Genomic DNA, 25,924 nt, shown 5'->3' with positions numbered 1-25,924 from the left:
CCCATCAGATTGCTGGTAAATATTACTGAAAAAGCTGCTCATTTACGGGCAGCTTTTTTATTGCAGCTCGTTATTATTGAGTGTCTAGTCAATACAGTCTGTTTTTATTCTTTCTGAAGCAGAGTCAAAAAAATGCTTTTTAGTTATATAATCTAGTGGCGTTTTGTTGCGTCTATCACATTAAGGTGACGCTGCTTTGCTTAATAATTGCTCTCCATTTTGACATTGTCCACAAATGTAAAGGATTGCAATATGAACAAGCTCTGTTATAGCCCAATCGCTTTGGCTTTAGCGGTTACTCCTCTTCCTTCTCTGGCAGATTCATTTACCTGCCAAGATCAAGTATTAACGCCTATCTATCAATTGCAAGGTGATGGTGAACGCAGCCCATTAGTTCCTGCGGGTCAGTACCAAAGTAATGAAAGTTATTTTGTGCAAGGCGTGGTTACAAAGAAGGTAACTGGGCTTTATCAGGGTTTCTTTATTCAAGATGCGCAAGGGGATAACAACCCTCAAACCTCAGATGGGATCTTTGTTTATACTGGCTCAAAGTTAAATGTTGATGTGAAACCCGGTATGCAGGTCTGTTTGCTTGCCCCGGTTAAAGAGCATTACCAGCAGACCCAATTGGTAGCTCACCCAGATCAGATTGAATTGGGGGCGATGACACAACCTTTAGCGCCAACTCCAGTTGTTATCGAAGCGGACGAAACATTAGCTCAGGCTATGGAACGCTATGAAGGTATGTGGGTTAAGTTGACCAAACAAAGCCAGTTAACGGTGACACGAAACTTTGGTTTTGATTACAGCTCATATCGAAATAATATGGTGCTTTCTCATCAAGCACCACTGCTCAAACCGACCCAAATCTATATTGCTGGGAGTGAGCAAGCTCAAGCACTGGCAAACGCCAACCGTAGCAATCAACTCTATATCGATACCGATCAAAAGCCCGCAAATGGCGTGATCCCATATTTTCCAGATTTCGATCCTGAGCAGGGTTATATTCGAGTCGGCGATGGTCTCGTCAATCTGGAAGGGGTTATTGGCTTTAGTTACAACAACTATCGTCTTTTACCAACTAACAGCGTAACAAGTGCAGACTTTATTCATTATCAAGACCGTACCGTTGCACCTGAGATCGTCACCGACAGCAATCTTAAAGTGGCCAGTTTTAATGTTTTAAACTTCTTTACTAGTGCCAGTAGTATCGGCGGCGATCTCAATGTGACTTGCCAAGATCAGGCGGATGCAGATGCAAGTAAAGGATGTAACCGCGGAGCAAAAACGGAAGCTGATTTTGTACTGCAACGCACCAAAATTGTAAATGCATTAACCGCAATGGATGCCGATATTGTCGGTATTATGGAGATGGAAAATAACGGGTTTGGTGATAACAGTGCTATCGCTAACTTAGTTGAACATCTCAACGCACAATGGAGTGATACCTCGCAACACTACCGCTTTATTGAAATTGCCGCCAAAGATAAAAACCAAGGTCAATATTTCGGTTCCGATGCGATTATGGTGGCGATGTTGTATCGTCCAGCCAAGGTAACGCCAAAGGGCGATGCTGAAGTTATTCGGATGCCAGAGCAGCACATTGTTGGAACAAGCCCTGAGGGAGAAGAGAAGCAGTTAGATAAGTATCAGCGTGATAGTTTATTACAAAGCTTTACGGTAAATCATGCTAAACAGAAGCAAAAAACGTTAACCATAGTGGTAAACCATCTGAAGTCTAAAGGTTCAGGCTGTTATGAAGATTGGGTTAATGGCGAGTTTGATTCTGATCCTGCTGATCTACAAAGGCGTTGTAATGCATTTCGAGTTTCAGCTGCTCAAGTACTGGCTAATTCGCTAAAGAAAGTAAAAGGTGATTTGCTTGTGATTGGTGATATGAACTCTTATGGTATGGAAGATCCTATCCGAGTTCTTACCAATTATAAGCCAAATCAAGCGCAGCGTAAGATCATGACCGCCTCAGGTACCTCAATTGCGGGTGTTCCGTATCAAGCTGTCGGACAAGAAGTGGGTAAGGGGCTAGGGCTGAAAAACTTGGCGACCCAATGGCATGGTAAAGACAGTTACTCTTATAGCTTTGGTGGCGAGCTAGGGAGTTTAGATCACGCTTTAGCCAATAAATCACTGGCCAAAAAAGTGGTGGGTATTGAAGACTGGCACATTAACTCAGTAGAAAATGCTTTGTTTGAATATTCTCGCAAATACAGTGGTGAATTGGCTAAATCAGAAGGTCCATACTCAGCGTCTGACCACGATCCCGTTATTATCAGTCTGCATTACAAAATGAAACAACCCGGCTTTAATCTCACTATTCACAATCGCAGCGAGCAACCGATTTATCCAGTATTTGACCGCTGGTATTGGGATAGCACTAAGCCATGGTTATTCGGGGGAGACTCGCGTCACTATGACGAACAAGACAGTTTCTTAAAATGGATGGGGATCTCAACGGGTGATAAGGTGCGCTTAAGTGTGCTGGCATACGGTGTGTATGAAGTCCCATGCGGTTATAGTCCATTAAAACTGACTGGTAAGTTAACCGCAGTGTATAACGGCGATCATTGCCGAATTAAATAGATAAAAAAGACAGTAAAAACATGAGGCAAGTTCAATTGGGCTTGCCTTTCTTATTTGCAAAGGCACAATAAGTCGACTTTGTTGTAAGAGCCTATAACCATGCTACTGATTATCGATAACTACGATTCGTTTACTTATAATTTGTACCAATACTTTTGCCAATTGGGTGCAGAAGTCAAAGTGGTAAGAAACGATGAGATCGATATAGCGGGTATTGAAGCCTTAAATCCCACTCATTTGGTGATCTCTCCCGGCCCTTGTACTCCTAATGAGGCTGGAATATCATTGGCTGCAATCCAACATTTTGCCGGAAAGTTACCGATACTCGGTGTGTGTTTAGGTCATCAAGCGATGGCACAAGCATTTGGTGCTACGATTGTTCGGGCTAAACAGGCGATGCATGGTAAAACCTCACCTATAACTCATACCGGCCAAAGTGTGTTTCATGGCTTAAATAACCCTCTAACCGTCACCCGTTATCACTCGTTAGTGGTGCAAGCCGATACGCTTCCAAGTGAGTTTATGGTAACAGCATGGACCACTACCTCAGATGGTAAGCGGGATGAAATTATGGGGATTTGCCACAAAGAGCTGGCTTTAGAAGGGGTTCAATTTCACCCGGAAAGTATTTTGACAGAACAAGGCCATCAACTGCTCGCCAATTTTCTTCGTCGTAAGGCGTAATAACAATACTGAGTGATACTGCTTTCACTCATCTAGGGTAGAGACTGAGAAAATAAGTGGCTCAGTCTTTTTGAGCTCGGATCAACATCACATTTGCTGCATTTTCCTTTCTGCATAACCTCTCATCTTTCTATGCGACCCCATCAATAATATCTGCCTATTTATTTGATTTAGTATAAATTTGAATAAAAATACTTCATTGTTTTGCTATTTTGATGCATAACTAAGCATAACGTTTGCGATTAAAGAAACGTTATTGAGATAAAAAGAATATTCTGCGCTTGGAAATGGTTAAAAAAATGTAAATACTAAGGTTAACCCCTTAATCACAAAAGGAAGGTGTGATGATGGCTGAAAACAAAGTACAACGTAATGTGTTCGATCAGGTGATGGTGCCTTGTTACTCACCGATGGCGATGATCCCTGTTCGTGGTGAAGGTTCCCTAGTATGGGATCAAGACGATAAAGAATATATTGATTTTGCCGGTGGTATTGCCGTGAGTTGTCTTGGTCACTGTCATCCTTCTTTAGTTCAGGCTCTGACCGAACAAGCGCAAAAACTGTGGCATTTAAGTAATGTGATGACAAATGAGCCCGCTTTAGAATTGGCTCAATTATTGGTTGCTAATACGTTTGCCGATAAAGTGTTTTTTGCTAACTCTGGAGCGGAGGCGAATGAAGCTGCGCTCAAATTAGCAAGACGCTATGCTGTGGATCATTTTAGTACTGATAAAGACCAAATTATCGCATTTAAACAGGGGTTTCATGGTCGAACCTTCTTCACTGTGACCGTCGGTGGGCAGAGCAGTTACTCCGATGGCTTTGGTCCCAAACCGCAAGCGGTAATCCATCTTCCTTATAATAATCTAGATGCTCTATCGCAAGTTATCTCCGATAAAACCTGTGCCGTTATGATGGAACCTCTGCAAGGCGAAGGTGGGATTATTTCACCAGATGCTGAATTTATTCAAGGAGTACGTGAGCTGTGTGATAAACACCAAGCCTTACTTATCTTTGATGAAGTGCAAACGGGTAACGGTCGTACTGGTTCTTTATATGCTTATCAACAACTGGGGGTTACGCCAGATATTTTGGCCACTGCAAAATCATTAGGAGGTGGTTTTCCTATTGGTGCGATGTTAACAACCGAAGCTATTGCCCAATCAATGAAGGTTGGCACTCACGGTTCGACATATGGTGGTAATCCTCTTGCTTGTGCCGTTGCTAAAGCTGCGATCAGTGAAATTATTAAACCTGAATTGTTAGCTGGCGTGAAAGAGCGTGAGTCATGGTTTAAAAAGGGGCTCGCAGATATCAATCAACGCTATCCTATCTTTCAAGATATTCGAGGACATGGCTTACTGCTTGGCGCTGAATTAGCCCCCGAATGGCATGGCCGAGCTCGAGATATCTTGTTAGCAGCCGGTGAGCAAAGGCTACTGGTTTTAGTGGCAGGTCCTAATGTGGTGCGCTTTACTCCCTCTTTAGTGATCAGCAAATTAGAGGTTGAACAAGGATTGGCTCGACTCGAACAAGCCATTGCTCAGCTTTATCAAAATCACTAGCTTAGCCATAATTTGAACGGCTCATATAAGCATGGTTGGCATTGACCATGCTTTGCTAAAGAGCGTTATCTCTGTATACATCAATGAGCATAGGAGGGAATATTATGCTGGTTGTTCGTCCTATATCGGTTCAAGATTTTGAGGCACTAAAATTATGTGCACAAGAGTCTGGTCATGGGTTTACCTCTTTACCTGTTAATGATGAGCTGTTGCAACGTCGAATTGATAATTCAGTACGCAGTTTCAATAAGAGAGTCACTCAACCTTGTAGTGAAGGTTATTTGATGGTGGCAGAAGACAGTGAAACGGGAGAAATCGCTGGGACAACAGGGATTGAGGCGGCCATTGGTTTAGACATTCCGTTCTATTCTTATCACATCAGCAAAGTGGTGCATTCATCGCGTAAACTCAATGTGCACAATGTGGTGAAAGTACTGACTTTTGGTAATAACTACACAGGAAACAGCGAGCTTTGTACGCTATTTTTGCGTAATGAGTGGCGCCAAGGTTTGAATGGTCGGCTGTTATCAAAAGCGCGTTTTATGTTGATGGCAGAATATCCTGAACGGTTTTCTGAGGTGGTATTTGCTGAGATGCGAGGTGTTTCTGATGAGCATGGGAGCTCACCATTTTGGCACTGGCTTAAAGAACACTTTTTTTCGATAGATTTTACTCAAGCCGATTATTTAACGGGGATTGGTAAGAAAGGGTTTATTGCCGATCTGATGCCCAAACTGCCTATTTATGTCAATTTACTTAGCCCTGAGGCCCAAGCGGTGATAGGCCAAGTTCATCCTCAAACGCTTCCAGCCTTAAAACTTTTAGAAAAAGAGGGGTTTTGTAATCGAGGTTATGTCGATATTTTTGATGCAGGACCTACCGTTGAATGTGATGTTCGTAATATTGAATCGGTACGTCACTCGCAACGGGCAAAAGTGAAAATTGGTGAGCCTAGTTTGCGCCGCCAGTATCTTATCAGTAATACCTCATGTAAAGATTTCCGAGCCGTTGCCGCACCTCTATCATTTGATGAGGAAAGCCAAACCGTGGTGTTATCTCAGCAAGTTGCTGACGCTTTGCGGGTTACGACAGGAAACAGTATTCGCTTTGTTGCGCTAACTTAAGGAGGCGACAATGAGTCAATGGATTGCAGGACAATGGATAGCAGGGCAGGGAGAGACTCATATTTCTCTCAATCCTTATACTGAACAAGCAATATGGCAAGGAAATGAAGCTACTTACGAGCAAGTTCATCAAGCCATTGAAGCGGCAAGGGTTGCTTGGTTAACATGGCGTAACCGAGACTTTTCTGAGCGACGAGCTTATGTTGAACGCTTTGCTCAATTGATTACCGAACATCAAGAGCAGCTCGCGTACACCATAGCTGAAGAAACCGGTAAGCCGTTATGGGAAACCAAAACTGAAGTCAGTGCAATGGTGGGGAAGGCGGCCATTTCGGTACGAGCTTATCAAGAGAGAACGGGGCTTTCACGGCAACAACAAGGGAACAACACTATGGTGTTACGCCACCGGCCTCTCGGTGTTATGGCGGTGTTTGGGCCTTATAATTTCCCCGGTCATCTGCCTAACGGTCACATTATTCCCGCACTTTTAGCTGGCAATACGGTGGTATTTAAACCTTCAGATCTGACGCCAAAAACCGCAGAAGTCACAATGAAATTATGGCAGCAAGCCGGATTACCTGATGGCGTAATTAACTTAGTTCAAGGTGGCCGAGCAACAGGAGAAGCTCTAGCCCAATCTCCACTGATTGATGGGTTACTTTTTACAGGTAGTGCGCAAACGGGCCATTTACTTCATCAGCAATTGGCGGGACAACCAGAGAAAATGCTTGCCTTGGAGATGGGCGGAAATAACCCTCTGATTGTAACTGACTTGTGCAGTGATGATATTAATGCAACCGTTTATACCATAGTGCAGTCAGCATTTTTGAGTGCAGGTCAGCGTTGTACTTGTGCCCGTCGGCTGTATCTCCCTATTGGTGATAAAGGTGATGCTTTACTTGAACAACTGGTTAATGTGACCCAACAACTGCATGTTGGTGACCCATTTTCCGCTGAGCAACCTTTTATGGGGCCGCAAATATCAAGTGGGGCTGCAGATAAAATACTATCGGCTCAAGCATATTTAGCCACGTTAGGTGCTGAGGTACTCCTAGCGGCTAAGCGAGGAAAAGGGGCCATTATTACCCCTGCTATTTTGGATGTAACTAAGTTAGTTACGCTTCCAGATGAAGAGTACTTTGGCCCTTTACTGCAAGTGATTCGCTACAGCAGTTTTGAGCAAGCGGTCGAATTGGCCAATCAAACTCGATATGGCTTATCTGCTGGATTGATTTCACTGGATGATGGGCAGTGGGACTACTTTGTTGCCAATATTCGAGCCGGTATTGTTAATCGTAATCGACCATTAACCGGAGCCAGTGGCAGTGCTCCATTTGGTGGGCTTGGCGCATCCGGCAATTTACGTCCAAGTGCATATTATGCCGCGGATTATTGCGCCTACCCGATGGCCTCCGTTGAAGGGGATGATGTCGAATTGCCTGAGCAGTTACTTCCCGGAATTGTGCTACCTTAAATAGAATCCAAGTGATATCAAGGAGTCGATATGGAGCGAGCCCAATTGTTATTTTCCCAGTTGTGGCAAGATTACATTACCCGGTTATGTCCTTCTGCGGAGAAGGTTCAGCAGTTGCTGACAGAAGATGATCCTCTGATGAACGATCATATTGCTTTGCGCACCTATAACTTGCCTCGTTGCGGGTTAGATCGGGTAGCTGCTGCTTTTATCGCGGTAGGATATGAGCCAAAAGGTCAGTATAAGTTTGAGGAAAAGAAACTGTATGCTGAGCACTTTGAACATCCAAATCCAGTTTTGCCCAAGGTTTTTATTAGTGAGCTCCAGTTAGGGCAGTGTTCTAGCCAATTACAACTGTTGGTACGCAAACTGTTAGACCAAGTTCCCCATGGCTATTTTTCTAACTCAATGTTTTTATCCCAAGGAAGACCGTGGACGTTGAGTTATCAAGAATATCAAATGCTAGCTCAAGAGAGTGAATATGCAGCTTGGGTGGCGGCCCATGGTTTTGGCGCTAATCATTTTACCGTCAGTATTAATCCACTGGAGCAATTTACTGAAGTGGCGGAAGTGAATCATTATCTGACTCACAATGGTTTTGCGATTAACCAAGCTGGTGGCGCAGTAAAAGGTAGTGCTGCATTAATGTTGGAGCAATCTTCAACCATGGCAGATAAAGTTATGGTGGAGTTTAGCGATGGGAAGCAGCTAATACCGGGTGGTTTTTATGAGTTTGCTAAACGATACCCAATGGCAAATGGCGATCTCTTTTCTGGGTTTGTAGAAGCTTCAGCCAATCGTATTTTTGAAAGCACTTACCAAAATAATGAGAATTGATGAGGTATTAGCTTAGGTTGGTAGTATTTGGACGACTGAGTATGATTTAGGTGCGGAGGCGTTTTCCGTACCTAAATCATTTAGACTGAAGTTAATTAATATTAGCGTTCAAGAGGGGTTGCCCAATAAGGCGTTTCTTCGCTAAATGATCGAGCTTGCGGCGGTTGCTGAGAGAGAAGATAGCGACGGGAAGTAAATCCTGTCATTTCTACAGTAGCAGGAAGATCCATAATGATGGCGGTTGCCGGACTCTGTCCATGGTCGGTGAAGCGTTCAATATCCATATATCACACTCAATGCTTAAATTATTGGTTCGCATTAACTGTAGCAAAACTTTTCTTTGCTGCAAGTGAAGAGTCTGTGACAGTGGTGGCTATTTAGGCACAAAAAAACCGCATAGTAGAATATGCGGTTTTTTTTGTATCTCGTGAGCTATAAAGCTTAACGAGTACCGTATACAACGATGGTCTTACCGTGAGCAGAGATTAGATTCTGCTCTTCTAGCATTTTCAGAATACGACCCACTGTTTCACGAGAACAACCAACGATTTGGCCGATTTCTTGACGAGTGATCTTAATCTGCATACCGTCTGGGTGAGTCATTGCATCTGGCTGTTTAGCCAAGTTTAGCAATGTCTGAGCGATGCGACCTGTTACGTCAAGGAATGCAAGGTCACCCACTTTTTGGCTAGTCACTTGTAGACGACGAGCCATTTGCGCTGAAAGACGCATTAAGATATCTGGGTTCACTTGAATTAGTTGGCGGAACTTTTTGAAAGAGATCTCTGCAACTTCACATGGGGTTTTAGCACGAACCCATGCAGTACGCTCTTGACCTTCTTCAAATAAGCCTAGCTCACCAATAAAGTCACCTTGGTTTAGGTAAGACAGGATCATTTCCTTGCCTTCTTCATCCTTGATTAACACCGCAACAGAACCTTTCACAATGTAGTAGAGAGTTTCTGCTTTCTCGCCCGCGTGAATCAAAGTGCTCTTTGACGGGTACTTGTGAATGTGGCAATGGGAAAGAAACCACTCAAGAGTTGGATCTGTTTGAGGTTTACCTGGAACCATATTTATAACTTCCTCTGCATTTGTTGCCTAACAACGCATTCCTTTTAAGTCTAAGGGCCAAAGGACTACTCGTTGACAGGGTATTCATATCGCTGCAATTTGCAAGCTTCTTTGAATAGTTACAGAGTGTATCCTTTTTCTTTGGGTTTTTCTTGATATTAATCTAACGGAGTCGCTCATTTTGTACTCATAAGTGTGCACATGATCACACCGTTAGCAGTTAATTATAAATTGCTTAATATTTCATCACAAAAGTTTGGCTGAAAGTGTGCTACAAGTCATACTTCATTTTGCGATGTTGGCTTAAATTTAGAGGTTTACACCTGCTGTTTTATCATCAAGAATGAGGTTTAAAACGTATATTCTGTCTGAAAATGGAGTCAAAGATGCAGTCACGAGTGAAATGGGTTGAAGGGATGACGTTCTTAGGTCAATCAAGCTCAGGCCATAGTGTTGTGATGGATGGTAATGGTGGTGATAAGGCGCCAAGTCCAATGGAATTAGTCTTAATGGCAGCAGGTGGTTGCAGTTCTGTTGATGTGGTTGAGGGATTAAAATCGGCAGGACAAAAAATTACAGCTTGTGAGGCTCAAGTTTCAGCGACCCGTCGTGAACAAGCGCCTCGTCTTTTTACACAAGCTAACTTACATTTTGTGGTGACAGGCGTTGATCTTGATGAAGCATTAGTTGCTCAAACGGTGGCTAACTCTCTAGAAAAATACTGCTCTGTCTGCTTGATGCTAGGTAAAGGCGTTGAGTTGACGCACTCCTATCAAGTGGTTGCTGTATAAGCTTTCTTATAATTATGGCGAGAATCTTTATCTCGCCATATGGTTTTCTTTAGCCTATTTTCCCTTTTTCGATCAACTGCTGTAATAGTGGTCGCATGATCAATTCCATCGCAAATCCCATTTTACCGCCAGGTACAACTAAGGTGTTATGGCGAGACATAAAGGCACCTTGGATCATTGCCAGTAAATAGGGAAAATCGACATTTTTTAGCCCGCGGAAACGAATTACAACAAAGCTTTCATCGAGTGTTGGTATGCCTTTGGCGCTAATTGGGTTTGAGGTATCAACCGTAGGGACTCGTTGAAAGTTGATATGGGTTCGAGAAAACTGAGGGGTGATATAGTTGAGATAATCATCCATAGAACGAACGATAGATTCTGTGACCGCTTCTCGTGAATGACCGCGATCTCGGGTGTCACGGACAATTTTTTGAATCCATTCTAAGTTTACAATGGGCACCATGCCGATCAGCAGATCCACATGCTGAGCAACATTGATATCACCGTCAACCACACCACCATGTAACCCTTCGTAAAACAGGAGATCTGTGTTCTCTGCCAGTTGTTGTTTAGGGGTGAACGTTCCGGGCATTTGATTATAAGGGACCGCCTCATCAAAGGTATGAAGATAACGACGATACTCCCCTGAACCATCTTCGCCATACTGCTTAAAAAATTGTTCAAGCAGGGGAAAGTCGTTGGCTTGGGGTCCAAAATAACTGATATGTCGACCTTGTTCTTTTGCTTTACGGATTTCGACATCCATTTCAGGACGGGTGAAACGGTGAAAGCTATCACCCTCAAGCCATGCCGCTTTAATGTTCATCATATTAAACATTTTACGAAACGCTTCTGAAGTCGTTGTCGTACCGGCTCCTGATGAACCAGTGACAGCGATAATGGGATGTTTGGCTGACATAAGATCCCTGCATATCCTTTGCTATAGTTGGCTATTTATTAACAACATGTTAAGGAATATGCAAGGAGAGGGCGTTTTTTTCGCTGCAATTTGCCACAGCACGCATATAACAGAAGAAATTTATCTTCGCTATTAGCAAAGTTGAGAGCGCAATTTAATATCAACAGTCTCATGAAGTTCAGAAAAAACAATGACCGCTTCACCATGTTCTAATTGTTGACGAACATGAGCTACTTTATCTGCAAGGCTTAACTCTTGTTCGCCATAGTCGGTTCCTTCTCGCAGAACAAAATGTTCAATCAAGTTGGTGAGTGTCTCACTATCAATTTGTTGCCAAGGAATAATCATTATAACTTGCCACTAAAGAAAACATTGGCAGATTATAGTATTAAACCTAACTACCATGCGATGATTGTTTGTTTAAGGCTAATTGTTCCGTAAACCAGACTGGAATTGTTTTTTCTAACCACATTTTAGGTTTTAAGAGACTGCCTGTAACAAAACCAACATGACCACCGTGTTGATATAAGGTGTATTCAATATGCGGTGGTAATGACATGGTTGGAATCACCTCATCGGTCATAAAAGGATCGTCTTTCGCATGGATGAGCCTCAGTGGTGTTGATACTTGAGCAAGATATTGCATGCCACTGCACTGTTGGTAGTAATCATCGGCATTCTGGAACCCATGAAGGGGGGCCGTGACCAAATCATCAAATTGGCGCAGTGAAGTTATCTGTTCGGCTTGCTGCTTAGTAACTGGCATTGTATTGCCACCACGTTCAATTTTTCCGATAAGACGCTTTTTTAATGATCCTAACAGATAGCTGCGATAGACCTTAGAAAATCCTTGCTCAATTCTGCCAGCGCATGCTTGTAATTGCAGAGGCGCGGAGACTACTTGAGCGGCGGTAATACCACTATTTCCCCCAGTTTGAGCCAGATAATTTACTAGCATATTTCCGCCCAGAGAAATGCCAACAGCAAGCAGAGGTTGGTTTGGAAAACGGCGCTTTAGATGTTGAATAAAAAAGTGGGCGTCTTCCGTTTCCCCTGAGTGGTAAAAACGGTCTTGGCGATTAAGTTCATGGCTGCAGCCGCGAAAATGCATCATCACCCCAAGCCAACCATAGCGTTTCGCTACATGCAATAAACCATGGGCGTATGGGCTGCGAATACTGCCTTCTAAACCATGAAATAACACTAAAATGGGCTTATCGGGAGTTATATTATGGGGCGACTCTGTCCATGCGATATCCAGAAAATCATCATCAGGAGTCTCAATACGTTCCATCTCTGGTGTGAATTGGGGGTTGCGATGGATAAACCGTGGCAATAAGGTTTGCAGGTGTGGATTAGCAAGGCCAAAGGCGGGTGTAAATGTCATCATTAAATCTTATCCTTGATTTCGACGAGCTAATGATAGCACGTGAAGATGACCCACAGCTTAATCTATTGCACAAAGGAATTGTCAGATTGGCATAAAAATGCCCAAGAAAGTATCCTGGGCATGATGTTGTTTTGTTGGTAGATGTTATGGTCTAACTTTCACCACGAAATTCAGCTTCCATCGCTTCGAGTTGTTCTTGGCGATCCATCCAATCCATTTCCACATCATCTAGCTCACTTTTGGCATCGCCTTGACGCTTCAATTGTTCGGCTAAACGCACTTTGTTTTCCGCATTATAGATACTTGGATCAGAAAGTTCGGTTTCTGCCTCACTGATAATTTGCGACAGTTTTTCTATTTTTTTATCTAGCTTCTCAATTTCTTTGCGCAGTGGTGCCGTTTGTTTACGAAACTCTGCTTCAAGACGTTTTTGCTCTTTACGGTTAGCGGCGCTGTGTTCTTTAACTTCATCGCCTTCCTTATTACCTTGAAGTTCACGACGCTCAATACGTTGTTGTTCAGTTAACCACTTATGGTAATCGTGTAGGTCACCATCAAAAGGCACCACTTGATGATCATGTACCAAATACAAGTCATCGGTTGTGGCTCGTAGTAGATAACGGTCGTGACTGACAATAACCATTGCACCTTCAAAGGTTTGTAGCGCCATGGTCAAAGCTTGTCGCATATCTAAATCTAAGTGGTTAGTCGGTTCATCGAGTAGCAATAAGTTTGGTTTTTGCCACACGATAAGCGCAAGTACCAAACGTGCTTTTTCACCACCAGAGAATGGCCCCACTTTTTCCAGTGCCTTATCCCCGTTAAAACCAAAGCTACCTAGATAATCACGCAGTTGTTGCTCGGTTGCTTCGGGCGCTAAACGTACCATGTGCTGGAGTGGACTATCATCTAGATAGAGGGTTTCAAGTTGGTGCTGGGCAAAGTAACCAATTTTAACCCCTTGTGAATAGCGCATTTCACCGGCAAGGGCTGGGAGCTCTCCTGCTAGCATCTTGATTAAGGTTGATTTACCCGCGCCATTACGACCTAGCAGACCAATACGACTACCAGGGACTAAGTTAAGGCGAATTTTATCTAGAATGACATTATCACCATAACCAGCACAAACATGATCCATCATTAAGATAGGGTTAGGTAGCGATGCAGGCTCTCTAAACTCAAAAGTAAATGGGTTATCAAATTGCGCCGGTAAAACTTTTTCCATTCGTTCAAGAGCTTTAATTCGACTCTGAGCTTGACGCGCTTTACTGGCTTTATAGCGGAAGCGGTCGATGTATGACTGCATGTGCGCCATTTGTTTCTGTTGGCGCTGGAACATCGCTTGTTGCAAAACTAGCTTTTCGGCGCGCTGGTTTTCAAACGAAGAGTAGTTACCCGTATAAGGATTCATAGTTTGGTTTTCAATATGAATAATACGGTTAACAATTGGGTCTAAAAAGTCACGGTCATGGGAAATCAGTACTAGTGTGCCACGATAGCTTTGCAGCCACTTTTCTAACCACATTACTGCATCTAAGTCTAAGTGGTTGGTCGGTTCATCTAGCAGCAAAAGATCAGAACGACAGATTAGTGCTTGGGCTAGGTTCAAGCGCATACGCCAACCACCACTAAACTGAGTTAGGTTCCACTCCATCTGCTGTTGAGAGAAGCCCAAGCCATCAAGAAGCTCTGCCGCTCGTGCTCGAATACTGTAACCACCAATGGCGTCGAGTTTACCGTGAAGTTCTGCGACTTTAGTACCATTGCCAGCTTCTTCTGCGTGTTGCAGTTGACGCTCAAGATCTCGATATTCACGATCGCCATCAATAACGTATTCAATCGCAGCGCGTTCAAGTGCTGGTGTTTCCTGAGCAACCCATGCCATTTCCCAGTTATTTGGAAATTGGCAGTTGCCTGCATCGAGTGTCAGCTCATCTTTTAATAACGCAAATAGGGTAGATTTACCGCAGCCATTTTTACCCACAAGGCCGACTTTATCGCCTGGGTGAATGGTGGCTGTTGCATTATCTAATAGAATTTTGCCGCCACGCAGCAATTGCATATCTGAAAAGGTAATCATGAATAGTGCCGGAGAGACCCGCTCCACTGAAATTTACACAAACTGTTCGCAGTCTACCGTAAACCGCCGCAACAGGCGAAATTTCCCTCTTGTTCTGGCTTAATTTCGTTAATTTAATAGAAGTTTATTGGTGAGAGACCCAATTAATTGCTAATAAGTTGATCAAATTTAGTAACAATTCTGTATGATGAAACAGAGGTTCACGTGATAAGACAGATAAGGATAGTATGGATTATCAGGGAAAATTAACCATTTTAGTCATTTACGCCCATCCGGATCCCCAACAGTCGGTGGCCAATCAAGTCATGCTTGATCATATTGCCGATCTGCCCCATGTCACCGTTCACGACCTCTACGCTGCTTATCCTGACTTCTTTATTGATTGCCACCAAGAACGCGCATTAGTTGAGATGCACGATATTATTATCTTTCAACATCCACTCTATATGTATTCTTGTCCGGCACTATTAAAAGAGTGGATTGATGTCGTACTCAGCAAAGGGTTTGCCCATGGTGATGGTATAGCAACAAAAGGTAAGTATTGGCTGTCTGTTATTACCACAGGTGGAGCAGCAGAAGCGTATACACCACAAGGTTACAACCAGTGCAGTCTTGATGACATTTTAAAACCGTTTCAATTGTGTGCTGATTTGTGTCAGATGTATTGGTTACCTCCGCTGGTTCTGCATTGGGCTCGTAAAGTACCAGAACAACAACGACAACAGCATGGCGAGTATTATCGTCAGTTATTGTTACATCCAGAATTACTGATTGCTCCTATTAAGCCGGAGGATCGTGATGGCCAGTGATCTTTTAGCCGTTTCTGTGACCTTTTTAGCGGCAGCAGTCGTCGCGGTGCCGATAGCTCAACGGCTGGGGTTAGGGTCTGTTTTGGGCTATTTATTGGCAGGTATCGCGATTGGCCCTTGGGGACTGGCATTGATCTCAGATGTTGATGCTGTTATGCACTTTGCTGAGTTTGGTGTTGTTCTCTTGCTATTTCTTATCGGTTTGGAGCTCAATCCTAAGAAATTATGGCAGATGCGAAAACCCATTTTAGGGTTAGGTGGCAGCCAAGTGTTAGTAACCAGTTTAGTGATCACCGCATTGATGATGCTACTGGCATTACTGGTTCCAAGCTCATGGCTAATGCAGTTGCAATGGCAAGATGCTTTGGTGGTAGGAATGGGACTTGCGCTGTCTTCAACTGCCATTGCATTGCGAGTTATTGAGGAGCAACAACTTTCAGGTAGTGGTACTGGCAAGGCGGGATTTGCGGTGTTGCTCTTTCAAGATATAGCTGTGATCCCTATGCTTGCTATATTGCCTATTTTAGCAGGTGGTGGCGGTGGAAGTTGGCTTGATCTCGCATGGATGTTTGGTGGTATCGCTACCTTACTTATTGGTGGTCATTTTTTATTAAGACCGCTCTTTCGATGGGTGGTGCTAAGTGGCGTTCGAGAGTTATTTAACGTAGCTGCGTTATTGCTGGTAGTGGGTATTGCGTGGGCAATGCAATCCTTAGGGCTTTCAATGGCGTTGGGCACTTTCTTAGCGGGGGTGCTACTGGCCGAAAGTGAGTATCGCCATGAATTGGAAATTGCCATCGAGCCATTTAAAGGTCTATTACTCGGCCTGTTTTTTATTTCCGTGGGAATGGCGGTCAACCTTGGTTTATTAATTACTTATCCTATATTGATTCTGACTGCAGTCTTGGCTCTTGTGAGTATTAAAGGATTACTGCTTTACATTCTAGCGCGTCTATTTGGTATAGGTGCTAAATCTCGCAGTCAAATGGCTGCAATCTTGAGCCAAGGGGGTGAATTTGCTTTTGTGTTATTTACGGCCGCGTTTTCACAGGGATTGCTCGGTGCCGAATTAACCTCCTTACTGCTTGTTATTGTCAGCCTATCTATGGTGACGACACCTTTTTTACTGATGGGGCAGAATTATTGGTATCGTCGTAGCTTTGCATTAGAGCAGAAACCTGAGCTGGACGAGACCGTAGAAGATCGTAAACCCCGAGTCATTATTACCGGGTTTGGCCGCTTTGGGCAGGTTGTTGGGCGTTTACTGTTTGCCAATAAAATTAAAGTGACCATCCTAGAGCGAGACCCGAGTCAAATCCAATTTTTACGTAAGTTTGGCTATAAGGTTTATTATGGGGATGCAACCCAAATTGACTTGTTACGAGCCGCTGGAGCTGAGAAAGCTGAAGCCATTATTATTTGTACCGATGATCCAGCAGAGGTCATGGAAGTGGTCACTTTATGTCAACAGTATTTCCCTCATTTACAGGTGTTAGCAAGAGCTCGAAGTCGGATTGAAGCCCACCAACTATTAAGTCATGGGGTGAAAGGATTTTCCCGGGAAACTTTTGCTGGTGCTCTTGATTTAGGCCGACAAGCCCTCATATCTTTGGGTATGCATCCTTACAAAGCCAAGCGCGCTGCAGAGCACTTTCAAAAACTTGATGCTCAGGCTCTTTATGATTTATTGCCGCATCATTCAGAAGATGTGCATTTAACGTCGAGAGCCAAAGAGGCCCGTAAAGAGTTAGAAGAGTTATTTGATCGAGAAATGCGTGGTGAACAAGAACGTCACCACGGTTGGGATTGAATCTACTCTTAGTCGTTGTAGGTATTGGTGGAGTAAGGTAATGAAGAAACGTTTTATTGCCGGTGCGACGTGTCCTGATTGTCATCAACAAGATACGTTACGCTGGTGGCAAGAACACCAGATAGAGAAAGTGGAATGTGTTGTCTGTCAGTTTTCAGATCAGCGTGTACCGCAAGCGTTAGAGCAGAATGCTTCGCTCTCTACTTTTACTAAACAACAGGTCATTGGAATATTTACCCCTGATGAGTAAAAGGTATTCCTGATAGGGAATATTGCTGTATCATGCAGGTAACGAATGGCACTCAGCTCAAATTGGAGTAAACATGAAAGTCGCTAAAGACGTCGTAGTAAGCCTAGCTTATCAAGTTAAAAATGAAGATGGTGTAGTAGTTGATCAGGCTACTGTTGAAGCACCTCTAGATTACATTCATGGCCACAACAACCTAATCGTTGGTCTAGAAAATGCAATCGAAAACCACGAAGCGGGTGATAAGTTTGAAGTAACTGTTGCTCCAGAAGAAGCATACGGTGAGTACCTAGACGCAATGGTTCAGCGCGTTCCTGCTGAAGTATTCCACGGTGTTGATGAGATCACTGTTGGTATGCGTTTCCTAGCTGATACTGACCAAGGTCCAATCCCAGTTGAAGTAACTGAAGTTGATGGTGACTTTGTTGTGGTTGATGGTAACCACATGCTAGCAGGTCAAACTCTGACTTTTGATGTAGAAGTTGTTGCTCTACGTCCTGCAACTGAAGAAGAAATTGCTCACGGTCACCTACACCAAGGCGGCGGTTGTTGCGGTGGCCATGGTGATTGTGGCGATCACGACCATGGTAACGATGAAGGCTGTTGTGGCGGTGAAGGCCATGGCGGTTGTGGCTGCAGCCACTAAGTCTTGCTCGCAAGATAATAAAAAAGGAAGCTTCGGCTTCCTTTTTTTGATCTTTAAATCGGGCTTATCTAAGTATTCATTAATAATGAGGTGGTGGCGTCTCTTCCGATTCTCTAGCCATGTTACTTGGCTCCATGCCTTTTACTTTTCCTACCATAAACTTCATCTGAAGCATTAATTTCTCAATGAGAAACTGTTGCTCAGTAAGGGCTTGATTAAGCTCTTCAATGGTCTGCTCTTGGAAGGCTTGTTTCATCTCAAGCTCATCAATACGAGCAAGTAGTTGTTGCTGTTCTGTCATTGTCTTTTACTCGGTTGACCATGCATTTATAAGACCTGCTGAGGTTCCAGCGATGGCAGTTGTATTGGGTGATATGGCAACATCATACACTAGGGTTGCAGCAGGGCGGGTATTTTTCCGTCCTGACATTTGCCAGCGCTTAATATTTTTTCCTGTTAGTGCACTCCAAAGTTCAACTCTTCCGGCCGGGGTTCCGGTAATAACGTGATCCCCCGAGAGAGAGAAACGGGCACTCGAAATGATTTGTTGTCGCAGTTTTACGTTTAGTTTGCTCTGTTGTTGGCCTGTTTTAAGGTCCCAAATAGCGATATGTTTTGTGCTATCTCCAACCAGTGCAAAACGTCCATCTTGCTGTAATGCAACTTGCGTAATTCTTGATTTCATGGGAAAAGGATAGATCACTTGCCCTGTTTGGGTACTCCATAAAAAAGCATTATTGTCGCTCCCTCCCGATAAGACGTATTTACCATTTGCGGACATGTCCACACTATTCACCTTTTCTCGATGACCAAGGAACTCTAATCGTCGACCTGTGCCTAAGTTGAGATATAACACCTTGTTGTTTGAAAGGGCGAGTGCAATTTTCTCTCCATTATTGGCAATAGCGACGTCTTCAATGATTGCGTCATCAATGGACCATAAGCCAAGAGCTCTGCCCCACCCAAGATCCCAAACGGTAAATGTTTGAGCTGTTGCGGTGATGGCGAAGCGGGAGTTGTTAGAAAAAGCCGAGTGTAAAATAAGATTGTGGTCAGGATCTTGCCAACCAAGTGTGGCAAGCTTTTTTGATTGATGTAAATCCCACAAGCTTAATCCTTGCGTGCTAGATGCAACAAGTGCGATTTGACCTTGAGGATTGAGACTTAGCGTTGTCGCCCCTTGTGGATCAATATCCCAACCTTGTACGGCTTTTTCATTAAAAAGACAGCCTGTTAGAGAAAAGCATGCCACAATAAGGAAGAGTAAAACTGTTACTTGGCGCATTCAGCTGAGGTTCCGCTTTACTTTGTTATATGGAAATACCACTAGAGTGATTAACTAACTGAAATAATGGTCATCAAACAGTTACTTAATGAACTGGTAGTAGTATATTGGTAACAATTGCTTTTCATATTGTAATCGAAAAGTTTAATAAAAAAATGAGGCATTCCTCTGCCATAAATGGAGAAATACATGAAACCTGTTCTAAAGATGTCTGTGCTTGCTGCAACGATTTTTTTAGCTGTAGGCTGTCAGGACGAAAATAAAGCAGATACAAAACCTGCTGAGCCTGTAAAAGCGGAGCAAACTGTATCAGCGGCAGCACCTGCTGAAAAAGCGACTGCGGTTGAGTTTAAAACAGAAGACCAAAAAGCAGCATATGCGATTGGTGCCTCTTTGGCTCAATACTTGGCAGCTAATCTAGATCAACAACAAGAGCTTGGTATTAAGCTAGATCGTAAAGATGTTCTTGCTGGTGTTGAAGATGTATTTGCAGATAAGAGCCGTCTAACTCCAGAGCAAACTCAACAGGCACTACAAGATCTTGATAAGCGTGTATCTGAAATTGTTCAACAAAAAGCAAAACAAGAATCTGAGCAAAACTTAAAAGCGGGTACTGAGTTCCGTGAGAAATTTGCAAAAGAGCAGGGCGTTGTAACTACTAAATCTGGCCTAATGTACAAGATTGAAAAAGAAGGTACAGGTCCAAAACCAGTTGCAACTGATACTGTTGAAGTCCATTACAAAGGTACGCTAATTGATGGCACTGAATTCGATAGCTCTTATAAGCGTAATCAAACAGCAACTTTCCCTCTAAACCAAGTTATTCCTGGTTGGACTGAGGGTGTTCAGCTAATGCCTGTGGGTTCTAAGTTTGAATTTGTGATTCCACCACAATTGGCTTATGGCTCACAAGCTAACCCAAGCATTCCAGCTAACTCAACCTTGGTATTCCAAGTAGAGCTTGTTGGCATTAAAGGTAAAACTGAAAAACCTGCAACAGAAGCAGCTAAAGAAGTAACAAAAGCGGCATCTCAAGCAGAAAGTGCAGCTAAAGCTCAGTAACTTAGCTCGCATTTGTTGCAAAAAATATTCAACTACCTTTCAGACCCGGCATTTGCTGGGTCTTTTCTTATCAATAATCTGATAAACTTACTCACAAGTTTTTAAATGTTGCCCATTCTATTGATAATCTATTTATACCAAAGTGGACAGTTTTAGGCTGTGAATGGAATGGGTATTTACATGGAAGATAAAGAATCGTGATGTCGACAGAAAATTTAAATACAGAACTAATGGTTGAGAGCGACATTATAGAAACGCGCACCTTTACGGAACATGACTATATCATTTTGCGCTCTTACGAAGCGGTTGTTGATGGTTTAGCGGCTCTTATTGGTCCGTTTTGTGAAATCGTTTTGCATTCATTAGCAGATTTAAATACCTCAGCGATAAAAATTGCGAATGGTGAGAACACCGGGCGTAAAGTGGGTTCTCCTATCACCGATTTAGCCCTGCGTATGCTACGTGATATCGAGGGCTCTGAACGCAACTTTTCTCGCGCTTATTTTACTCGAGCAAAAGGCGGCGCCTTAATGAAATCGATCACTATTGCTATCCGTAATGGTGATAATAATATCGTTGGCCTTTTGTGTATTAACGTTAATTTAGACGCACCTTTTTCACAGATACTACAATCCTTTATGCCAACCGATGAAGCAAAACAGGCGGCATCGTCAGTCAATTTTGCCAGTGATGTGGATGAGTTGGTTGATCAGACAGTTGAGCGAACTATCGAAGAGATTAACGCCGATAAAGCCGTATCAAATAATGCTAAGAATCGTCAGATTGTGATGGAGCTGTTTGATAAGGGCATTTTTGATATTAAAGATGCGATTAACCGTGTTGCTGATCGCCTCAATATCTCGAAGCATACGGTGTATCTGTATATTCGTCAGCGTAAAACCGAGGATGGCGAAAAATGAGTTTAAATTATGCGCTGGTTGTTAATGGGCCTGCTTACGGCACTCAATCGGCTCGTTCAGCGTATCAATTTGCCTTAGCGCTATTAAAGCAAGGTCATCATATTAGCCGCATCTTTTTCTATCAAGATGGTGTCTATAATGGCTCATCTCTCACTGCACCTGCCAGTGATGAGTTTGACCTTGTGAAAGCTTGGCAAGAGTTAGCTTCTTCGCATCAAATTGAGTTGCAAACCTGTGTCGCAGCGGCTTTGCGTCGCGGTATTGTCGGGCGGCAAGAAGCTCAACAAAATCAGCTAAGTGGTCATAATCTTGCTGATGGTTTTGAACAAGCTGGGTTAGGGGGGTTAACAGAGGCCCTACTGACCGCAGATCGCGTGATGCAATTTTAAAGGGCGATAAGATGAAAACATTAGGCTTTATTTTTCGCAGTAGTCCTCATGGTAGCAGCTGTGGGCGAGAAGGTCTCGATGCAGTATTAGCAGCATCAGCCTATTGCGAAGATATTCAGGTCTTTTTTATTGGTGATGGCGTTTTGCAGCTAGTGTCAGGTCAGCAACCACAACAGATCTTAAGTCGTGATTATATTGCAACTTTTAAAATGTTTGACCTTTATGATATTGAGCAGGTTTATGTGTGTGAACAAGCATTGAAAGAAAGAGGGCTGACAGAAGCGGATCTTTTAATTGATGTTACCGTATGCCCAAGAGCCGATATCATGCAAAAAGCCCATCAAGTTCAGCGCTTACTCACTTTTTGAGAATAACATGCTTCATACTGTTACAAGTTCACCATTTAGCAGCCAATCTTTACTGGATTGTCTAAACTTTAGTCATTGTGATGACGAAATTATCCTGTATCAGGATGCTGTTATTGCAGCAGTTGATGAAAATATTTGGCTGGATCAGATAAAAAATTCTCAGGCGAAAATTTATTTTTTAAATGAAGATATTATTGCTCGTGGATTAATAAATAAAATATCAAACCTAATTAATGTTATTGATTATCAAGGGTTTGTTGATATTTCCAGTCGTCACGAAAGTCAATTGCATTGGAATTAAATTAAGTGAAATGTCGCTTAATTGTGCTCTTATCAGCGATTGTTTAAGAAATGATCATCTATTTGATCGCTGGTTAGATCTTGACACCCTAGTGTGCCACGCCTAAAATTTCGCGTCCTCCTGTTGTTGGGAGGCAGATTTTTCACCTTACGAAAGTAATATTCAGGAGCTATTTAATGGCAACTATTAACCAGTTGGTACGTAAGCCACGTGCTAAGCAAGTTGTAAAAAGCAACGTGCCTGCACTAGAAGCGTGCCCACAGAAGCGTGGTGTATGTACTCGTGTATACACTACTACTCCTAAGAAACCTAACTCAGCACTACGTAAAGTATGTCGTGTACGTCTAACTAACGGTTTCGAAGTAACTTCATACATCGGTGGTGAAGGCCACAACCTTCAAGAGCACAGCGTTGTTCTTATCCGTGGTGGTCGTGTTAAAGACCTTCCAGGTGTGCGTTACCACACTGTTCGCGGCGCACTAGACTGTGCTGGCGTTAATGACCGTAAACAAGGTCGTTCTAAGTACGGTGTGAAGCGTCCTAAGTCTTAATGGATTCCGTTAAGTAAGGCCAAACACTAAATTATTTTTAATTTTTTGAAAAAACTGAAAAGTTTTGGAAAAAACCTGAAGAAGACAACGGAGAATTTCCATGCCACGTCGTCGCGTAATCGGTCAGCGTAAGATCCTTCCAGATCCAAAATTCAAATCTGAATTGCTGGCAAAATTCGTTAACATCCTAATGGTTGACGGTAAGAAATCTACTGCAGAAAAAATTGTTTACACTGCACTAGACACTATGGCTGAGCGTTCTGGTGAAGAACACCTAGCTGTATTCGAAAAAGCTCTTGAAAATGTACGTCCTGCGGTAGAAGTTAAATCTCGCCGTGTGGGTGGTTCAACTTACCAGGTGCCTGTAGAAGTACGTCCAGTACGTCGTAACGCACTAGCTATGCGTTGGTTGGTTGAAGCTGCGCGTAAGCGTGGTGAAAAATCTATGGCTGCTCGCCTAGCTGCAGAAATGCTAGACGCGGCTGACAACAAAGGTTCTGCTGTTAAGAAACGTGAAGACGTTCACCGTATGGCAGACGCGAACAAAGCGTTCGCACATTACCGTTGGTAATCATACCTACTCGGTAAATAAAAATTGGGCACAGCAAGCTTGGCTTGCTGTGCCTAAACCATACTCTAAGGTTCACCTTAGTAAGAGGATACAACCGTGGCTCGTAAAACGCCTATCGAGCGCTACCGAAATATTGGTATCTGTGCTCACGTTGACGCTGGTAAAACTACAACTACCGAGCGTATCCTGTTTTATACAGGCATATCTCACAAGATCGGTGAAGTACACGACGGCGCTGCTACTATGGACTGGATGGAGCAGGAGCAAGAACGTGGTATCACGATCACCTCTGCTGCAACAACCACCTTCTGGCGTGGTATGGACAGTCAATTCGACGAGCACCGAATCAACATCATTGATACTCCAGGACACGTAGACTTCACAATCGAGGTTGAACGTTCACTTCGCGTACTTGATGGTGCTGTTGTTGTGTTCTGTGGTTCTTCAGGTGTTGAGCCTCAGTCTGAGACTGTATGGCGTCAAGCTGATCGTTATGAAGTTCCACGTATGGTTTTCGTTAACAAGATGGACCGTACCGGTGCCGATTTTATTCGTGTCATCGAGCAAATTAAAACCCGTCTTGGCGCAAACCCAGTGCCTATTCAGCTGAATATTGGCTCTGAAGACGAATTCAAAGGTGTAATTGACTTGATCAAAATGAAGGCCATTAACTGGTCAGAAGCTGATCAAGGTACTAGTTTTACCTATGAAGACATTTCTGCTGACATGCAAGAGTTGGCAGAAGAGTGGCGTATGAACTTAGTAGAGTCGGCAGCAGAAGCTAACGACGAACTAATGGATAAATACCTTGAAGAAGGTGAGCTGTCTGAAGAAGAAATCAAGGCAGGTCTTCGTCAACGTACCCTAAACAATGAAATCGTAGTAGCAACTTGTGGTTCTGCATTTAAGAACAAAGGTGTACAAGCCGTACTTGATGCTGTTATTGATTTCCTACCTTCACCAACAGAAGTAAAAGCAATTACAGGTGAAGATGAAAACGGAAACCCTGTTGAGCGTCATTCAGACGATAAAGAGCCGTTTGCAGCTCTTGCATTTAAAATTGCAACAGACCCGTTTGTTGGTACATTGACTTTCATGCGCGTTTACTCCGGTGTTGTGAACTCCGGTGATACTGTCTTCAATACCATTAAAGAAAAACGCGAACGTTTAGGTCGTATCGTGCAGATGCACGCGAATAAACGAGAAGAGATCAAAGAAGTACGTGCTGGCGATATTGCCGCAGCTATTGGTCTTAAATTCGCAACAACAGGTGATACTCTTTGCGATCAGAATCATAAAGTGATTCTAGAGCGTATGGACTTCCCTGAACCAGTAATTCAGATCGTTGTAGAACCTCGTTCAACAGCAGATCAGGATAAGATGGCTATCGCATTAGCTAAGCTAGCGGTTGAAGATCCATCTTTCCGTGTTGAGAATGATGAAGAATCTGGCCAGACATTAATTTCTGGTATGGGTGAGCTTCACCTCGACATCATCGTAGATCGTATGAAGCGTGAATTTAGCGTCGACTGTAACGTAGGTAACCCTCAAGTTGCTTACCGTGAAGCTATTCGTGGTACTACAGAAGTTGAAGGTAAGTTCATTCGTCAAGCTGGTGAAACTGGCGGACGTAACCAATACGGTCATGTATGGTTACGCCTAGAACCATCAGAACCAGGTGAAGGTTTTGTATTTGTTGATGAAATCGCTGACGGTAGCGTACCAAAAGAATTTATTGGTGCGGTAGCGACAGGTATTGAAGAACAAATGAAGAGTGGTGTATTGGCTGGCTATCCTATGGTTGATGTGAAAGCAACACTATTTGATGGCTCATACCATGATGCTGACTCAACAGAAATCGCATTTAAAATCGCTGCATCAATGGCACTAAGACAAGGTGCGCTTCAAGCTGATCCTGTTCTTCTTGAGCCAATGATGAAAGTAGAAGTTACAACCCCAGAAGATTGGATGGGTGATGTTGTAGGCGATCTAAACCGTCGTCGCGGCATGATCGAAGGTATGGACGAAGGCTTAGCGGGTATTAAGATTATCCGCGCTAAAGTTCCACTATCTGCCATGTTTGGGTATGCAACGAGTTTGCGTTCGGCAACTCAAGGCCGTGCGTCTTATTCAATGGAATTTAGCGAATACGCTGAAATGCCAAAGAATGCCTCTGATAAAATTATTGCAGAGCGATCTTAATTGAATCTTGCGTCAAGCTAAATTGGCGCATAAAATACAAACTTCGGACGCGTCCCCGACCTAGTAGGGGACGTATCTTAACTAGGAAGGAACACGACTGTGTCTAAAGAAAAATTTGAACGTACGAAACCGCACGTTAACGTTGGTACAATCGGCCACGTTGACCACGGTAAAACAACTCTAACTGCAGCAATCTGTACTGTACTTTCTAAAGTATACGGCGGTTC

The 25,924-nt window shown here is 43.3% G+C and carries 28 protein-coding genes; 20 read left to right on the top strand and 8 right to left on the bottom strand.

Features of this window, described 5'->3' with window-relative positions; genetic code table 11:
- Positions 1 to 252: 252 nt before the first annotated feature.
- The 6 genes from CTN07_RS09510 to CTN07_RS09485 all read left to right on the top strand — a co-directional run bounded on the left by CTN07_RS09510 (position 253) and on the right by CTN07_RS09485 (position 8,282).
- Complete coding sequence (locus CTN07_RS09510; protein WP_005302670.1) at positions 253 to 2,598, top strand: ExeM/NucH family extracellular endonuclease; 2,346 nt, start codon at positions 253 to 255, stop codon at positions 2,596 to 2,598.
- 99 nt (positions 2,599 to 2,697) lie between these two features.
- Positions 2,698 to 3,282, top strand: coding sequence for an aminodeoxychorismate/anthranilate synthase component II (locus tag CTN07_RS09505; RefSeq protein WP_005302671.1), 585 nt, complete (start codon positions 2,698 to 2,700; stop codon positions 3,280 to 3,282).
- A gap of 344 nt (positions 3,283 to 3,626) precedes the next feature.
- Positions 3,627 to 4,847, top strand: coding sequence for an aspartate aminotransferase family protein (locus CTN07_RS09500; protein WP_005302672.1), 1,221 nt, complete (start codon positions 3,627 to 3,629; stop codon positions 4,845 to 4,847).
- A gap of 104 nt (positions 4,848 to 4,951) precedes the next feature.
- The gene (astA, locus tag CTN07_RS09495) at positions 4,952 to 5,971 is read left to right on the top strand and encodes an arginine N-succinyltransferase (protein WP_005302673.1); all 1,020 of its coding nucleotides are present in this window, start codon (positions 4,952 to 4,954) and stop codon (positions 5,969 to 5,971) included.
- 10 nt (positions 5,972 to 5,981) lie between these two features.
- Positions 5,982 to 7,445: a succinylglutamate-semialdehyde dehydrogenase gene (gene astD / locus CTN07_RS09490; protein ID WP_005302676.1), complete on the top strand. Its 1,464-nt coding sequence runs from the start codon at positions 5,982 to 5,984 to the stop codon at positions 7,443 to 7,445.
- 30 nt (positions 7,446 to 7,475) lie between these two features.
- Positions 7,476 to 8,282 carry a DUF1338 domain-containing protein gene (locus CTN07_RS09485; RefSeq protein ID WP_005302677.1) on the top strand — a complete coding sequence of 269 codons (807 nt, stop codon included), beginning with the start codon at positions 7,476 to 7,478 and terminating at the stop codon, positions 8,280 to 8,282.
- 101 nt (positions 8,283 to 8,383) lie between these two features.
- Here the strand turns inward: CTN07_RS09485 and CTN07_RS09480 are convergent, their stop codons facing one another.
- Together CTN07_RS09480 and crp are read right to left on the bottom strand one after the other, a co-directional pair.
- The gene (locus tag CTN07_RS09480) at positions 8,384 to 8,566 is read right to left on the bottom strand and encodes a hypothetical protein (protein ID WP_036764709.1); all 183 of its coding nucleotides are present in this window, start codon (positions 8,564 to 8,566) and stop codon (positions 8,384 to 8,386) included.
- Positions 8,567 to 8,723: 157 nt separating this feature from the next.
- A complete protein-coding gene (crp, locus tag CTN07_RS09475; protein ID WP_027250650.1) occupies positions 8,724 to 9,356 on the bottom strand; it encodes a cAMP-activated global transcriptional regulator CRP in 633 nt (210 codons plus the stop codon).
- A gap of 386 nt (positions 9,357 to 9,742) precedes the next feature.
- Here crp and CTN07_RS09470 point away from each other — a divergent pair, with 386 nt between their 5' ends.
- Complete coding sequence (locus CTN07_RS09470) at positions 9,743 to 10,147, top strand: OsmC family protein (protein ID WP_036764711.1); 405 nt, start codon at positions 9,743 to 9,745, stop codon at positions 10,145 to 10,147.
- Between the two features lie 49 nt (positions 10,148 to 10,196).
- On the opposite strand, the gene CTN07_RS09465 is transcribed toward CTN07_RS09470, so the two are convergent.
- The 4 genes from CTN07_RS09465 to CTN07_RS09450 form a co-directional block, all read right to left on the bottom strand.
- Positions 10,197 to 11,066: a phosphoribulokinase gene (locus CTN07_RS09465; protein ID WP_005302684.1), complete on the bottom strand. Its 870-nt coding sequence runs from the start codon at positions 11,064 to 11,066 to the stop codon at positions 10,197 to 10,199.
- A gap of 132 nt (positions 11,067 to 11,198) precedes the next feature.
- Entirely contained in the window at positions 11,199 to 11,414 is a 216-nt protein-coding gene (locus CTN07_RS09460; RefSeq protein ID WP_036764712.1) for a YheU family protein, read from the bottom strand.
- A 46-nt stretch (positions 11,415 to 11,460) separates the two neighbouring features.
- Complete coding sequence (locus CTN07_RS09455) at positions 11,461 to 12,456, bottom strand: hydrolase (RefSeq protein WP_005302686.1); 996 nt, start codon at positions 12,454 to 12,456, stop codon at positions 11,461 to 11,463.
- 151 nt (positions 12,457 to 12,607) lie between these two features.
- Positions 12,608 to 14,536: an ABC transporter ATP-binding protein gene (locus CTN07_RS09450; protein WP_005302689.1), complete on the bottom strand. Its 1,929-nt coding sequence runs from the start codon at positions 14,534 to 14,536 to the stop codon at positions 12,608 to 12,610.
- A 227-nt stretch (positions 14,537 to 14,763) separates the two neighbouring features.
- On the opposite strand from CTN07_RS09450, the gene kefG reads away from it, so the two are divergent.
- From kefG to slyD, 4 genes are all read left to right on the top strand, one after another.
- Positions 14,764 to 15,345 (top strand): glutathione-regulated potassium-efflux system ancillary protein KefG, encoded by a 582-nt coding sequence (gene kefG / locus CTN07_RS09445; protein ID WP_005302691.1) that lies wholly within the window; start codon positions 14,764 to 14,766, stop codon positions 15,343 to 15,345.
- Positions 15,335 to 17,155, top strand: a complete 1,821-nt coding sequence (gene kefB / locus CTN07_RS09440; protein WP_005302693.1) for a glutathione-regulated potassium-efflux system protein KefB — start codon at positions 15,335 to 15,337, stop codon at positions 17,153 to 17,155. The genes kefG and kefB overlap by 11 nt, the downstream gene beginning before the upstream one ends.
- Positions 17,156 to 17,195: 40 nt before the next feature.
- Complete coding sequence (locus tag CTN07_RS09435; protein ID WP_036764713.1) at positions 17,196 to 17,405, top strand: YheV family putative zinc ribbon protein; 210 nt, start codon at positions 17,196 to 17,198, stop codon at positions 17,403 to 17,405.
- A gap of 73 nt (positions 17,406 to 17,478) precedes the next feature.
- Positions 17,479 to 18,048 (top strand): peptidylprolyl isomerase, encoded by a 570-nt coding sequence (gene slyD, locus CTN07_RS09430; RefSeq protein WP_005302695.1) that lies wholly within the window; start codon positions 17,479 to 17,481, stop codon positions 18,046 to 18,048.
- Between the two features lie 79 nt (positions 18,049 to 18,127).
- On the opposite strand, the gene CTN07_RS09425 is transcribed toward slyD, so the two are convergent.
- Together CTN07_RS09425 and CTN07_RS09420 are read right to left on the bottom strand one after the other, a co-directional pair.
- Entirely contained in the window at positions 18,128 to 18,349 is a 222-nt protein-coding gene (locus tag CTN07_RS09425; protein ID WP_005302697.1) for a SlyX family protein, read from the bottom strand.
- Positions 18,350 to 18,355: 6 nt separating this feature from the next.
- Positions 18,356 to 19,333: a WD40 repeat domain-containing protein gene (locus CTN07_RS09420; protein ID WP_005302698.1), complete on the bottom strand. Its 978-nt coding sequence runs from the start codon at positions 19,331 to 19,333 to the stop codon at positions 18,356 to 18,358.
- Positions 19,334 to 19,522: 189 nt separating this feature from the next.
- On the opposite strand from CTN07_RS09420, the gene fkpA reads away from it, so the two are divergent.
- The 9 genes from fkpA to CTN07_RS09375 all read left to right on the top strand — a co-directional run.
- Entirely contained in the window at positions 19,523 to 20,395 is an 873-nt protein-coding gene (gene fkpA / locus CTN07_RS09415; RefSeq protein WP_005302700.1) for an FKBP-type peptidyl-prolyl cis-trans isomerase, read from the top strand.
- Between the two features lie 197 nt (positions 20,396 to 20,592).
- On the top strand, positions 20,593 to 21,315 hold the full coding sequence (locus CTN07_RS09410; protein ID WP_036764714.1) for a helix-turn-helix transcriptional regulator: 723 nt from the start codon (positions 20,593 to 20,595) through the stop codon (positions 21,313 to 21,315).
- Positions 21,312 to 21,704: a sulfurtransferase complex subunit TusD gene (gene tusD / locus CTN07_RS09405; RefSeq protein ID WP_036764715.1), complete on the top strand. Its 393-nt coding sequence runs from the start codon at positions 21,312 to 21,314 to the stop codon at positions 21,702 to 21,704. The genes CTN07_RS09410 and tusD overlap by 4 nt, the downstream gene beginning before the upstream one ends.
- 11 nt (positions 21,705 to 21,715) lie before the next feature.
- Positions 21,716 to 22,072 carry a sulfurtransferase complex subunit TusC gene (gene tusC, locus CTN07_RS09400; protein WP_036764716.1) on the top strand — a complete coding sequence of 119 codons (357 nt, stop codon included), beginning with the start codon at positions 21,716 to 21,718 and terminating at the stop codon, positions 22,070 to 22,072.
- Between the two features lie 7 nt (positions 22,073 to 22,079).
- Positions 22,080 to 22,373: a sulfurtransferase complex subunit TusB gene (gene tusB / locus CTN07_RS09395; protein ID WP_036764718.1), complete on the top strand. Its 294-nt coding sequence runs from the start codon at positions 22,080 to 22,082 to the stop codon at positions 22,371 to 22,373.
- A gap of 176 nt (positions 22,374 to 22,549) precedes the next feature.
- Positions 22,550 to 22,924 (top strand): 30S ribosomal protein S12, encoded by a 375-nt coding sequence (gene rpsL / locus CTN07_RS09390; protein WP_004399892.1) that lies wholly within the window; start codon positions 22,550 to 22,552, stop codon positions 22,922 to 22,924.
- 100 nt (positions 22,925 to 23,024) lie between these two features.
- On the top strand, positions 23,025 to 23,495 hold the full coding sequence (rpsG, locus tag CTN07_RS09385) for a 30S ribosomal protein S7 (RefSeq protein WP_005302777.1): 471 nt from the start codon (positions 23,025 to 23,027) through the stop codon (positions 23,493 to 23,495).
- A 96-nt stretch (positions 23,496 to 23,591) separates the two neighbouring features.
- Positions 23,592 to 25,697: an elongation factor G gene (gene fusA / locus CTN07_RS09380; protein ID WP_005302779.1), complete on the top strand. Its 2,106-nt coding sequence runs from the start codon at positions 23,592 to 23,594 to the stop codon at positions 25,695 to 25,697.
- Between the two features lie 99 nt (positions 25,698 to 25,796).
- Positions 25,797 to 25,924 (top strand): GTP-binding protein (locus CTN07_RS09375; RefSeq protein ID WP_247437801.1); only part of this gene is annotated, 128 nt, incomplete at its 3' end.

It is taken from the genome of Photobacterium damselae, assembly GCF_003026815.1.
Classification (GTDB): Bacteria; Pseudomonadota; Gammaproteobacteria; order Enterobacterales; family Vibrionaceae; genus Photobacterium; species Photobacterium damselae.
Note: the sequence above shows the minus strand (reverse complement) of the source record. Positions and strands in the feature narration are given on the sequence as shown.

Excerpts from the sequence above, each read along its gene's own strand:
- CTN07_RS09510 (WP_005302670.1), top strand. The coding sequence starts at position 253 with ATGAACAAGCTCTGTTATAGCCCAATCGCTTTGGCTTTAGCGGTTACT.
- CTN07_RS09505 (WP_005302671.1), top strand. The coding sequence starts at position 2,698 with ATGCTACTGATTATCGATAACTACGATTCGTTTACTTATAATTTGTAC.
- CTN07_RS09500 (WP_005302672.1), top strand. The coding sequence starts at position 3,627 with ATGATGGCTGAAAACAAAGTACAACGTAATGTGTTCGATCAGGTGATG.
- astA (WP_005302673.1), top strand. The coding sequence starts at position 4,952 with ATGCTGGTTGTTCGTCCTATATCGGTTCAAGATTTTGAGGCACTAAAA.
- astD (WP_005302676.1), top strand. The coding sequence starts at position 5,982 with ATGAGTCAATGGATTGCAGGACAATGGATAGCAGGGCAGGGAGAGACT.
- CTN07_RS09485 (WP_005302677.1), top strand. The coding sequence starts at position 7,476 with ATGGAGCGAGCCCAATTGTTATTTTCCCAGTTGTGGCAAGATTACATT.
- CTN07_RS09480 (WP_036764709.1), bottom strand. The coding sequence starts at position 8,566 with ATGGATATTGAACGCTTCACCGACCATGGACAGAGTCCGGCAACCGCC.
- crp (WP_027250650.1), bottom strand. The coding sequence starts at position 9,356 with ATGGTTCCAGGTAAACCTCAAACAGATCCAACTCTTGAGTGGTTTCTT.
- CTN07_RS09470 (WP_036764711.1), top strand. The coding sequence starts at position 9,743 with ATGCAGTCACGAGTGAAATGGGTTGAAGGGATGACGTTCTTAGGTCAA.
- CTN07_RS09465 (WP_005302684.1), bottom strand. The coding sequence starts at position 11,066 with ATGTCAGCCAAACATCCCATTATCGCTGTCACTGGTTCATCAGGAGCC.
- CTN07_RS09460 (WP_036764712.1), bottom strand. The coding sequence starts at position 11,414 with ATGATTATTCCTTGGCAACAAATTGATAGTGAGACACTCACCAACTTG.
- CTN07_RS09455 (WP_005302686.1), bottom strand. The coding sequence starts at position 12,456 with ATGATGACATTTACACCCGCCTTTGGCCTTGCTAATCCACACCTGCAA.
- CTN07_RS09450 (WP_005302689.1), bottom strand. The coding sequence starts at position 14,536 with ATGATTACCTTTTCAGATATGCAATTGCTGCGTGGCGGCAAAATTCTA.
- kefG (WP_005302691.1), top strand. The coding sequence starts at position 14,764 with ATGGATTATCAGGGAAAATTAACCATTTTAGTCATTTACGCCCATCCG.
- kefB (WP_005302693.1), top strand. The coding sequence starts at position 15,335 with ATGGCCAGTGATCTTTTAGCCGTTTCTGTGACCTTTTTAGCGGCAGCA.
- CTN07_RS09435 (WP_036764713.1), top strand. The coding sequence starts at position 17,196 with ATGAAGAAACGTTTTATTGCCGGTGCGACGTGTCCTGATTGTCATCAA.
- slyD (WP_005302695.1), top strand. The coding sequence starts at position 17,479 with ATGAAAGTCGCTAAAGACGTCGTAGTAAGCCTAGCTTATCAAGTTAAA.
- CTN07_RS09425 (WP_005302697.1), bottom strand. The coding sequence starts at position 18,349 with ATGACAGAACAGCAACAACTACTTGCTCGTATTGATGAGCTTGAGATG.
- CTN07_RS09420 (WP_005302698.1), bottom strand. The coding sequence starts at position 19,333 with ATGCGCCAAGTAACAGTTTTACTCTTCCTTATTGTGGCATGCTTTTCT.
- fkpA (WP_005302700.1), top strand. The coding sequence starts at position 19,523 with ATGAAACCTGTTCTAAAGATGTCTGTGCTTGCTGCAACGATTTTTTTA.
- tusD (WP_036764715.1), top strand. The coding sequence starts at position 21,312 with ATGAGTTTAAATTATGCGCTGGTTGTTAATGGGCCTGCTTACGGCACT.
- tusC (WP_036764716.1), top strand. The coding sequence starts at position 21,716 with ATGAAAACATTAGGCTTTATTTTTCGCAGTAGTCCTCATGGTAGCAGC.
- tusB (WP_036764718.1), top strand. The coding sequence starts at position 22,080 with ATGCTTCATACTGTTACAAGTTCACCATTTAGCAGCCAATCTTTACTG.
- rpsL (WP_004399892.1), top strand. The coding sequence starts at position 22,550 with ATGGCAACTATTAACCAGTTGGTACGTAAGCCACGTGCTAAGCAAGTT.
- rpsG (WP_005302777.1), top strand. The coding sequence starts at position 23,025 with ATGCCACGTCGTCGCGTAATCGGTCAGCGTAAGATCCTTCCAGATCCA.